The sequence below is a fragment of the Puniceicoccus vermicola genome (assembly GCF_014230055.1).
GTDB classification, from domain to species: domain Bacteria; phylum Verrucomicrobiota; class Verrucomicrobiia; order Opitutales; family Puniceicoccaceae; genus Puniceicoccus; species Puniceicoccus vermicola.
Genome location: NZ_JACHVA010000007.1, coordinates 1 through 9,503, shown reverse-complemented (window position 1 = coordinate 9,503; position 9,503 = coordinate 1). Strand labels below are relative to the sequence as shown.

Below are 9,503 nucleotides of genomic sequence, written 5' to 3'. Positions count from 1 at the left end.
GTAGATGCTATGAGCGGATCCGAGGGATCTGCTTTTCTTGGGGCCTCTTCTTTCGGATACTAAACAGGCCCGGGTTAAGAGGACCCGGACCTGAAAAAATGAACCTGAAAGAAAGATTCAAAAAATGAAGTTATACATGGCGCTGGAACTGAGCAATACTAAATGGAAGCTGGCCTTCTCGACGGGAGAGAAGATACGGCTGATCACGATCGAGGCTCGTGATCAGTTGGCCTTTCAATCGGCCCTGAAGGCGACTCGGGACAAGTGGCAGCTAGGCGAAGACATTGAGGTTTTCAGTGTCTACGAAGCGGGCCGGGACGGTTTCTGGATCCACCGCTGGCTGGAGGGGTTGGGGATCAACAACGTCATCGTTGATCCCGCCAGCATTGAGGTGAACCGCCGCAAACGCCGAGCCAAGACTGACCGCCTGGACGCCAAGGCCTTGCTGCGTCAGCTGATTCGCTACCACGGCGGTGAGCATACGCTCTGGTCTGTCGTGCGCGTGCCGAGCGTGGAGCAGGAAGACCTGCGTCGGCGCGAGCGAGAGATCAAGCGACTGAAGAAGGAGATCGGTGCGGGCACAGCCCGGATCAAAAGCCTGCTTGTTTTGCATGGACTTCGCCTCGATTCACTTAGCAAGCTCGATACACGGCTCGATTCGCTGCTCGGTTGGGACAACCGCCCCCTCCCGGAACATATACGCAGCGAGATCGCCCGCGAATACGAACGCGTGGAGTTTGCCCGCACCCAACTCAAGGCTCTGGAACGTGCGCGGACTGCCCGAATCGCAAAGCCCCAAACAAAGGCCGAGCGACAGGCCCACAAGCTCACCCGGCTCAAGGCCGTTGGCGTCATCAGCGCCATGACCTTAAGCGAGGAGTTCTTCAGCTGGCGAGAGTTCCGCAACGTCCGGCAAGTCGGCGCCTGCGCCGGTCTGGATGGCTCCCCCTACGACAGCGGCGACAGCAAGAACGAACAAGGCATCAGTAAAGCCGGCAATGCCAAGGTCCGGGCCCTGATGATCGAGCTGGCCTGGTCGTGGCTGAGGAACCAACCCCAGTCGGATCTGGCCAAATGGTTCGACAACAACTTCGCCAGGGGAAAACGCAGCCGAAGAATCGGCATCGTCGCTCTGGCGCGCAAGCTACTGGTGGCTCTGTGGAAGTACTTGGAAAAAGACGAACTCCCCGCTGGGGCTCTCCTCAAAGAGACTGCCTGAGAACTTTTACCAATCAAACTATCTGAGCTTTATCTGACTTTGGTGGATTGATGGCCCGTTTCGATGCTGGAGATGGTAAATCCCACTCGTTCTTGTAGATTGGCGTCATCATGAAACCGCATATTCAAGCCTGCGATCAGGCGTATTTGGCATCAGGTGACCGGCTAGACCGGCACGGATAGAAGTTGGTCCCGAGGGCTACATAGCCCCGGATACTCAAATGCGGAAACCACTAAGATCAATCGCTCAAAATAAACATAACATTATCGCGATTATGACTTGACCCATAAATCACCATAGAAGCATCGAGCCTTGCTCGATGACCGCAACCGCCGGGGAACTTCCTCTAAAATCGCCGAACCTTCACGACTTCTCCATTCATCGGCGAAGCGCCGATGCTACGTAGCCTCGAACTTTGCTCGAGGCAGCTCACGCAATCCGCAAAACCTATCCAATTCCCATGTCATCCTCAACCTCCCACACCCGCGCCTCCCTAAAATTCCACCCCGACGACTCCGTCGAGTTTCTTTGGGGAGATCTGCCTCTCTTTCACTACGTCGCCCGGTCGGAGGCTCCCAACGAAGAATCCCCCAAGCCCTACTTCCATCCGATCCGCAACCTTCGCGGAAACGTCATCACGAACTATCGCCCCAACGACCACCCATGGCACCACGCCCTTTCGATGACCATGACCCTTGTCAACGGGACCAACTTCTGGGGGGGGCAATACTTACCGGAAGGAAGACGGCTACCGCATGCGGGGAAACTTCGGCACACAGAATCACCTCGACTGGACTGAAGTGACTTCCGACGAAACCGGCGCAGTCCTTCATGAGTCCCTGGAATGGAAGAACGAACACAGCGAACCCACCTTTCGGGAGCAACGCTCCATCGATGCCAGAGTCTTTCCCAACGCCAACTGCTGGCGACTCCATCTTCGTTTTCAAATTCAAAACGTGAGCGGCAAGACTCTTCGCCTCGGCACCTTTGAATCCGAGGAAGGATTGCAAGGCTCCCACTATACCGGGCTCTTTTTCCGCCTGCACCGCGAATTCCTCGGCAAAGGTGAATGGGAACCGGTGGGCTCGTTTCTCGCCGACGGCAATCGAGGCCTCGAAAAGATCCACGGGAAGCCGGCACCCTGGATGGCCTCAGTCGGCTCTCACGACAACTCTGACTCCGAAACGACCTTGATTTGCTGCGACAACCCGAGAAACCCCCACTTCCCAACCCACTGGTTCTACCGCCCCGACATGCCCTGCATCGCCCTGCCCTTTGTCGGAGAAAGTGCCGTCATTCTTAATCCGGAAGAGACTCTCGACCTGCGCTACGACTTCATCATCGCCAACGGAATCCAAGACCTCGAGAGCGCTCAAAAGCTCGTCGAAAATTGTATATTTCCGGAGCAGACCCCTTCCGCCTAATCGGACCGCTTTACCGGAACTTCCCAAGCGGGAAATGTCCGGCTCAATCACGACTCATTCTTCACGGAGAATCTCCGCAACCGCAGCTTTCGACAATGAACTCTTTGTCGAACGGGGCCAAGTTCCCGTGACGAAACTTCTTCAATGCCTTCTCTACGGATTCCTCCTCCGTGTAGAACACCTGAATTTCTGAATTTTCCAGTCGCTGCAGCGCCGCGCGTCCAAGTCCTCGACAGACCACCGCATCCAGACCGAAGCTGACAAAAACGTCTGTCGGTCCACAGTGACCCTCTCCACAATGCGGAGATTCATTGCCAATCATCGCCTCTTCACCCGACTCGCAGTCCACGAGGAGAATGATTGCGGCCGTGCCAAAATCAGAACTGATACGGGATCCATCGCCCCCGTTCTCCAACGGGAAACCAACCCGCACCAAAGAGCCGCAATGCTCTTTCCCCTCCTCCTGAAACTCTGTGTTCATCGCATTATTTTGTTGTCGCTAATGAGCATATGCTCATTACAGTTTCAGGTCAAGTTCCCATGCGCCCGAGTAAATGCAGATTTGTTGAGTTCCATCCGGAGGTTCGCCTTTTCAAACCCCAGGGCATCCCAGCCGCGGGTCTATCGACCATCGAGCTCCAGGCCGATGAACTCGAAGCCCTCCGCCTGGTCGACCACGAAGGACTCCACCATTCCCAAGCGGGTCAGCGCATGGGCGTCTCCCGGGCGACCCTAGGCCGTATCCTCGAACGAGCCCGCGCCAAAGTCGCTGACGCCCTCCTCCACGGCCACGCCCTAGCCATCCAGCGGAAATGAATGATGAAATCGAGAAGTCGGAAACCTGAAACTTGAAACAATAACCTCGATCTCGGAGAAGAAAAGAATCCGGCACAGCCGGAAACCGCTTATCTTCGATTTCACCGTCCACCGTCCACCGTCCACCGACTACCGTCCACCGTCCACCGACTACCGACAAACTAGTGACGCAACTTTTTCTCAATCGCGATATTCAGCTCAGCCCCCAACAGGATGAAGAACGAGGAGAAATAGAGCCAAAAGAGGAAGATGATCGCGACTCCAAAAGCCCCGTAGGTCTCATTGAAATTCCCGAAATTCCCCACATACCACGAGAAGACATTACTCGCGATGATCCACAAAACGGTAGCCGCGACCGCACCCGGAGTGACCCATCTCCACTCGGGCGGTTTGCGATCAGGTGCAAAACGGTAATAGACCGCCAGAATCGTCATGAAGAGAAAGACCAGCAGAGTCCATCGAATGATCTCAATGATCCAGAAAGATTCTTTCTGAAGGTGCAAAAAACTCAGGACGACGGGAAGAATCGCAATTAAGGCCAAGGCGACCGTCCCCGTAACCAGCCCTGAAAATGTCAGGATCACCCCATTACTCATCACTCGAAAGAATCCACGGGTTTCCTCCTCATTATAGGTGATGTTGAGAGCTTGGATAAATGCCCTTGAGGCTTTCGAGCCACTCCAGACCGCCAGAAGAATACTCAGAATTCCTCCCAGTCCCGCTTGTCCGCTCTTTTTCGAGATATCCTTCATCTGCGAGAGAATGCCCTCTTGCAAACTGTCCGGCAGGAGACCACTCATCTGGTTGAACTGTTCCTGAATCTGCGAAGGCTCAAAGAAGAGCCCATAAATCAAAATCAAAGCCGCCATGGCCGGAAAGATCCCGAGGATCAGGTAATAAGTGACCCCAGCGGCAACGATCGTAAGGTGATCATCCATCGCCCCTTTCCAAACTCCGCGAGCGATATCTTTGATGTATTCAATCATTTCTGAGTGAGTAAACAGCATTCTCCTTCTCAGATTTCAAGCTGGATACAAATTTTTTCCCGTCCTTATCGGCCTCGAATGATTGTATCCGGATCTGAGCAGCAAGGAAAACCGGGATAGAAACGAGGAAACCATTGGCGTCAATCCGTCAGCTAGACGAAGGTCTATCGCGAGGCTTGAGGCTGTCAGCCTCGAAGTCCGGAGGGCGACTCCGAGAGCTCTGCGAATTGCAAAAAAAAAGCAACCCGCCTTTCCCATGACTGATTTTCATCAATACTCATGGGAAGACGGGCGCTATTGTTCGTCAAACCGCGCCGTGAACTCAGCAAGATCACGACTCGTCTTCGCGTTTGCTTCATTCGGAATGCAAATCTCCACTCCGACCGAAACCAACTGAAATTATCCGTTTGCGATCTCTTCGTGGAGTCCGCTGGTGAACACCGTTCCGTCCACCATCTTCTCAAGAAGATTCGCCGCTTCCTTTTCATCCTTCAGAGTGTCGGACAGAAGGTTCGCGTCGGCTTTCTCGTCCAGAGCCCTGGCCATGGAAATCGCAATCTTGTAAGCGGCGATTTCGTAGTGCTCGACACGATAGGCGCTCGCAATGAGGTGCGCATCCATGATGCCGCTCTTGCCGTCCACATCCTTGCCTTCTTCCTGCAAGGCTTCTTCGCCTTCCCTGAGCAATCCCTTCATGGCTTCACAATCGTGACCACCAGGCTTAGCGCCGGAATGCCCTTCAAAAATTTTCTCGAGCCGGGCGACATGTTCCTTGGTTTCTTCCAAATGCTCGCCAAAAGATTTCTTTAAATCCTCATCGCGGGCTCTCCATGCCAGTTTGGGCAAAGCGTCGATGAGTTGAGTTTCCGCACTGTAAAGGTCCTGAAGTTGTGCGAGGTAGAGTTCTTTGAATGTATGTTTCATCAAATCATGTCGCCGCAGTTACTGTGCCAACCTCAACCCGATCCCCGCTAGTCACTGATCTTCTGACACTTAGAAAATAACCGACATTTCCAACAAGAGTCCCCCGCATCCCCAGTCGGGCATATTGAACGATCGACTTTGAAATATGCACGCCGACACCCGGCATCCCCACTGGGACCGGCGACTTCAGTCGCCGCGCTGCCTCACCGTTCCAACTATGGGAGAGAAGGATAAAATGGAGAAACCTGAAACCTGAAATAAAAACCTCAATCTCGGAGAGGAAGAGAATCCGGCAAAGCCGGAGACCGCTTATCTTCGCTAATATCCGCTAATAAGATAGCGAAATCCCAATCCCAGATCCATACGACCGATCACTCATCAGTCCTACTCTCCCCATAAGCGATTATAAGCGAACATCAGCGGTCGCCAGCGAAGCTGGCTCTTCCCCTTTTCCCAGAATACCGACCCATCGAAAACCGTCCACCGACGACCGTCCACTGACCACCGACCACCGACCACCGACCACCGATCACAGAAAACCGACAACCGACAACCGACCTAGGAGACCGGCATCCGAAATTCAGGTTTCCATTCCAGCTCACGTTTTGCCTTCGAGTTGGTCACCGTAGTCTCATCCTCAACGAGATTGTATACCCCAAGGCCAAGCGTCATCGCACGCCGGGCCGCATCGGCAGCCGCCTCCACGTGCAGTGGGATCTCCTCTGGCGGGTCTAGAGTCCACGTATTGGGGCCATAGAGTTTGCCATACCGCAAAACAACCCCCTCAAGATCCGACTCCAAGACTCGTTTCTCGAGATGGATGACCGAGGAATAGGTCGAAGCATCCAAGGGCGACTCTTCCGAGAACGGTGGTTGGCCCGAAGCATAGGCGAAAGCTATGCTCTGAGCCACAAAACGCTTCGCACCGGCAGCCACAGCGGCGGCGACGAGGTTATCCGTCCCCACCTCACGTATCCGCGCATTACGCGGGCGGGCCACAGTCATGGCTTCGGGCGTAAAATCTTTGGGCAAATCCGTCAACTGATGAACCACCACATTCGGTTTGGCGGCATCGACCGCACTCATCAGAGCTTCTCGATCATAAACATCCACGACGACCGGATCGACGCCCAGAGTTCGCAGATGTTCTGCTTTTTCCTTTGAGCGCGTCGTTCCCACGACGAGCCATCCATCTTCGATCAATAGGCGGCAAAGGACCTGCCCAATCGCCCCAGTGGAGCCAGCTACAAAAACACGTCTTTCGGAAGATATCACCATATGCAAGTCATTCGATTAAAACAAAACCTGGAGGGCAGACAACCCCCCAGTATAGATCGCAATACAGCTAATTTTTACCATTTTACGGGAAGGCTCTCAGGTTGCCCTGATCTGGCTGCTGCCGAGTGCTGAGAGGTGCCCGTAGCACGAACCCAACCTCGTTGCCGGACAACTCGAACGAGAAACAATAAAAGAGCAACGGTGATGATACAGAGCGCTGTCTCGAAAATTGGATATTGAAACATTCTTCTATTCAGCGTGCGTAAAGGATGATCGATTTCATTTTCTCGCTTTGAAACAGATAAATCCAGGGCTTGTGGACAAATGATCGAACTCTTTTCTGTTCGATTCCCGAAACTCCTCGGTGGGCAACGGCTCGAGAACCTTCTCCAGGAAAAACCCAGCCTGAATGAGAGGGTTAAGCATCTCCTGCAATGGTCTCCGATACGAAGGAACCAAGACTAGTTTATCAAATCCTTTCCAAACGAGCTCCGTTCTCCCAACCGAAAAATAGCTTTCCCCCGAACGCAACCGATAATCGGATGATGGATGTTCTACCGAGAAAATCAAAGTTCCCCCCTCTGCCATCACTCGATTGAATTCTGAGAAGATCATCCGCCAGTCATAGACATAATCCAGAACCAAAGGACTAACCACGATGTCGAATGATTCATCCTCGAACAATGAAAGTCCCCGATTTAAATCGACCTCATACAATCGGGCCCTCTCGCCTACACGACGTTTCGCGTGAGACAACATCCGCGGACTTACATCAACCCCCACCGGCATTTCGGCTCCGAGCGCAGTCATCTCCTTTAGATAAATTCCTGGGCCGCACCCCGCTTCGAGTAGCCGTTTCCCCTTCAAATCCGGTAGCAACGATAAAACTGCCGGACGATCATAGTAGGCATTGTGCGGTTTCTCCTCAACCTGAGCACTGTAGGAATCGGCAAGTTGTTCGTAGGCTTCCAATGCGATCGGTTTTCCAATTTCTCCCTCCATCTCGCAGTAAGTATTCCCGTGAGCTGCTAGACTCAAGCCCAAGGCAGGGAATTTAAATCGACTAATCCTCTCGTTCGCTCCCGGTGGAATTGTCCATTTCCCATGGGTCTTTTTCTCCGAACTCGTTTCGCTCCCTTTCGATGTTCTTCATTTTGGCAAACTCGCCCTTGTCGGATCCTTGAAGATATCCCGTCATTCGCGCAGCCCAATAAAATATCATCGGAAATACATAAAGAACGAAAACAGAACCGATCAAGATGACCGGAACTCGGCTCCAAGACGGCCAGGAAGCGCTATACTGCCATAATGCGTTGGCAGGAATAAGCAGGAGGGATAAAATAGCCAAGACGACGTAAAGGAGAAGGAATCGTAGAAAAACGCCCCAGCCAAGTTTCCATTCTGTAATCAATTTATTCATTCGATTCTGCAAAGGTCTTCAATCAGGCACTCGGGGACGATATTTCACCATCACCCTTCGAACGGTCGTTAGGTTCATTTCGGATAACCCTCGAAAACTCCTTGATCAGCTTCGCATCGCTCCAATAGTTATCCAGCAACCAGTCTGGCGCTTCATCGATGTCCACAGATTCATCAGGAACCCATCCAATACGAATGGCTGTGGCCAAACGGCCTTCACAGTGGGAATACATCTCGGCCATAGCCTCGATGACCCGTTTCGAATATCCGTAGGAATTGATCCGCAAGTGGGCAGCTTTCGGTTCTGCCCAATCAGATGACGCGATGATCAATTTCTGAACATTTGCCGCATCGCAAGCGGCCACCAACTTCGCAGTGTCCACAACTAATTGAAAATGAATCGATTCCGGCTCCTCTGGATCCGCCGATGTCGCTAGATGGATGACAACCTCTGCCACCTGAAGGATCGAGTGGAAAGCCGAATTTTTTCCATTGAGACAGCCTAAATCGCATACGAAATCGGCACCTTGGAACCGATCAACCCAGACCGCATCGGGCCACTCCTTTTTCAGCTTCCTTCCGATCAAGCCACAGCCCCCTACGATTACAATGTTTCTACCCAGCATATTCTTAGCTTGTCGTCGAAGAGGATCACACTACTGGCACGGAGCGCAAAAGACATTGAGTTAGCTGACTGGATCCCCGCTTTGGCTAGTTGTGGCTTTCAGAAGATATAGATCGTAAAACACTTCCCTACCCGCCTGCAAGATTCTGTCGTCGGGTTGATTTCTAGGATCATCAGGCCAAGTGACCTTGGTGATCTAAAGCGGCTGATCTTCGATTTCGCCCCGATGACCACAAGCCACTCTCCCTCGGAATTTAACCGTTCGACCTTATTACTCGGCTAATCAAATAGGTGATAGGCCTGCATATTGGACCGCAGGATGACGGAAGAAGGATTTTACGAGATGTTTTCTGATCCCGAGCAGGAACATTTTCACCTTCACGGTTGCATCGAGTTCGACTTTGTCGGTGAGCCTTTCTTCTGCGGTCACGGTCTGCTTCAAGTAGTTGTTCAGGTATTCGTCCGGGTTGAGCTCGGGGCTGTAGGCTGGAAGGAATACGAGTTCGATGCGATGGGTGTTTTGCTCCAACCACTCCTTGACGGGCTTGCTGTGGTGGACCCGCAGGTTATCGACGATCAGGATGATCTTACGCTTCCTGAACTTAACCAGTTGCCGGAGGAACTTCAGGAAGGTCTCGGAGTTGATCGCCTCCTTCAGCGGCATCCACTGCATTTTTCCTTGGTTGTTGATGGCGCTGATGAGGCTCGAATGGAAACGTTTGGCCGATTGGCGTACGACTGGAGTGACTCCTTTGGGCGAGAAGCTTCTTCGAAAATGGCATTCCGGCTTGATGGCCGTTTCGTCGCCCCAC

At 52.8% G+C, this 9,503-nt stretch carries 12 protein-coding genes; 4 read left to right on the top strand and 8 right to left on the bottom strand.

What is annotated here, in order from left to right:
- The first annotated feature begins 124 nt into the window (after window positions 1–124).
- The 3 genes from H5P30_RS00510 to H5P30_RS00500 all read left to right on the top strand — a co-directional run bounded on the left by H5P30_RS00510 (window position 125) and on the right by H5P30_RS00500 (window position 2,643).
- Entirely contained in the window at window positions 125–1,219 is a 1,095-nt protein-coding gene (locus H5P30_RS00510; protein ID WP_185691013.1) for an IS110 family RNA-guided transposase, read from the top strand.
- Window positions 1,220–1,679: 460 nt separating this feature from the next.
- The gene (locus H5P30_RS00505) at window positions 1,680–2,018 is read left to right on the top strand and encodes a DUF6807 family protein (RefSeq protein ID WP_185691012.1); all 339 of its coding nucleotides are present in this window, start codon (window positions 1,680–1,682) and stop codon (window positions 2,016–2,018) included.
- Entirely contained in the window at window positions 1,975–2,643 is a 669-nt protein-coding gene (locus tag H5P30_RS00500) for a DUF6807 family protein (RefSeq protein WP_185691011.1), read from the top strand. Before H5P30_RS00505 ends, H5P30_RS00500 begins: the two co-directional genes overlap by 44 nt.
- Before the next feature lie 61 nt (window positions 2,644–2,704).
- On the opposite strand, the gene H5P30_RS00495 is transcribed toward H5P30_RS00500, so the two are convergent.
- Window positions 2,705–3,124, bottom strand: a complete 420-nt coding sequence (locus H5P30_RS00495; protein WP_185691010.1) for a NifB/NifX family molybdenum-iron cluster-binding protein — start codon at window positions 3,122–3,124, stop codon at window positions 2,705–2,707.
- Between the two features lie 59 nt (window positions 3,125–3,183).
- On the opposite strand from H5P30_RS00495, the gene H5P30_RS00490 reads away from it, so the two are divergent.
- Window positions 3,184–3,459 (top strand): DUF134 domain-containing protein, encoded by a 276-nt coding sequence (locus H5P30_RS00490; RefSeq protein ID WP_185691009.1) that lies wholly within the window; start codon window positions 3,184–3,186, stop codon window positions 3,457–3,459.
- 161 nt (window positions 3,460–3,620) lie between these two features.
- Here the strand turns inward: H5P30_RS00490 and H5P30_RS00485 are convergent, their stop codons facing one another.
- The 7 genes from H5P30_RS00485 to H5P30_RS00455 all read right to left on the bottom strand — a co-directional run.
- Window positions 3,621–4,445 (bottom strand): YihY/virulence factor BrkB family protein, encoded by an 825-nt coding sequence (locus H5P30_RS00485; protein ID WP_185691008.1) that lies wholly within the window; start codon window positions 4,443–4,445, stop codon window positions 3,621–3,623.
- 399 nt (window positions 4,446–4,844) lie between these two features.
- Window positions 4,845–5,369 carry a YciE/YciF ferroxidase family protein gene (locus H5P30_RS00480; RefSeq protein WP_185691007.1) on the bottom strand — a complete coding sequence of 175 codons (525 nt, stop codon included), beginning with the start codon at window positions 5,367–5,369 and terminating at the stop codon, window positions 4,845–4,847.
- Window positions 5,370–5,927: 558 nt separating this feature from the next.
- Window positions 5,928–6,647: an NAD-dependent epimerase/dehydratase family protein gene (locus tag H5P30_RS00475; RefSeq protein ID WP_185691006.1), complete on the bottom strand. Its 720-nt coding sequence runs from the start codon at window positions 6,645–6,647 to the stop codon at window positions 5,928–5,930.
- Window positions 6,648–6,926: 279 nt separating this feature from the next.
- The gene (locus H5P30_RS00470) at window positions 6,927–7,649 is read right to left on the bottom strand and encodes a class I SAM-dependent methyltransferase (protein WP_185691005.1); all 723 of its coding nucleotides are present in this window, start codon (window positions 7,647–7,649) and stop codon (window positions 6,927–6,929) included.
- A 61-nt stretch (window positions 7,650–7,710) separates the two neighbouring features.
- Window positions 7,711–8,067, bottom strand: a complete 357-nt coding sequence (locus tag H5P30_RS00465) for a Yip1 family protein (protein WP_185691004.1) — start codon at window positions 8,065–8,067, stop codon at window positions 7,711–7,713.
- 22 nt (window positions 8,068–8,089) lie between these two features.
- Window positions 8,090–8,692: an NAD-dependent epimerase/dehydratase family protein gene (locus H5P30_RS00460; protein WP_185691003.1), complete on the bottom strand. Its 603-nt coding sequence runs from the start codon at window positions 8,690–8,692 to the stop codon at window positions 8,090–8,092.
- Between the two features lie 282 nt (window positions 8,693–8,974).
- A partial coding sequence (locus H5P30_RS00455; RefSeq protein WP_185690989.1) for an IS630 family transposase occupies window positions 8,975–9,503 on the bottom strand: 529 nt, incomplete at its 5' end.

Coding starts and splice junctions, on each gene's coding strand:
- H5P30_RS00465 (WP_185691004.1), bottom strand. CDS start 8,067: ATGAATAAATTGATTACAGAATGGAAACTTGGCTGGGGCGTTTTTCTA.
- H5P30_RS00505 (WP_185691012.1), top strand. CDS start 1,680: ATGTCATCCTCAACCTCCCACACCCGCGCCTCCCTAAAATTCCACCCC.
- H5P30_RS00490 (WP_185691009.1), top strand. CDS start 3,184: ATGCGCCCGAGTAAATGCAGATTTGTTGAGTTCCATCCGGAGGTTCGC.
- H5P30_RS00470 (WP_185691005.1), bottom strand. CDS start 7,649: ATGGAGGGAGAAATTGGAAAACCGATCGCATTGGAAGCCTACGAACAA.
- H5P30_RS00510 (WP_185691013.1), top strand. CDS start 125: ATGAAGTTATACATGGCGCTGGAACTGAGCAATACTAAATGGAAGCTG.
- H5P30_RS00500 (WP_185691011.1), top strand. CDS start 1,975: ATGCGGGGAAACTTCGGCACACAGAATCACCTCGACTGGACTGAAGTG.
- H5P30_RS00485 (WP_185691008.1), bottom strand. CDS start 4,445: ATGATTGAATACATCAAAGATATCGCTCGCGGAGTTTGGAAAGGGGCG.
- H5P30_RS00480 (WP_185691007.1), bottom strand. CDS start 5,369: ATGAAACATACATTCAAAGAACTCTACCTCGCACAACTTCAGGACCTT.
- H5P30_RS00460 (WP_185691003.1), bottom strand. CDS start 8,692: ATGCTGGGTAGAAACATTGTAATCGTAGGGGGCTGTGGCTTGATCGGA.
- H5P30_RS00495 (WP_185691010.1), bottom strand. CDS start 3,124: ATGAACACAGAGTTTCAGGAGGAGGGGAAAGAGCATTGCGGCTCTTTG.
- H5P30_RS00475 (WP_185691006.1), bottom strand. CDS start 6,647: ATGGTGATATCTTCCGAAAGACGTGTTTTTGTAGCTGGCTCCACTGGG.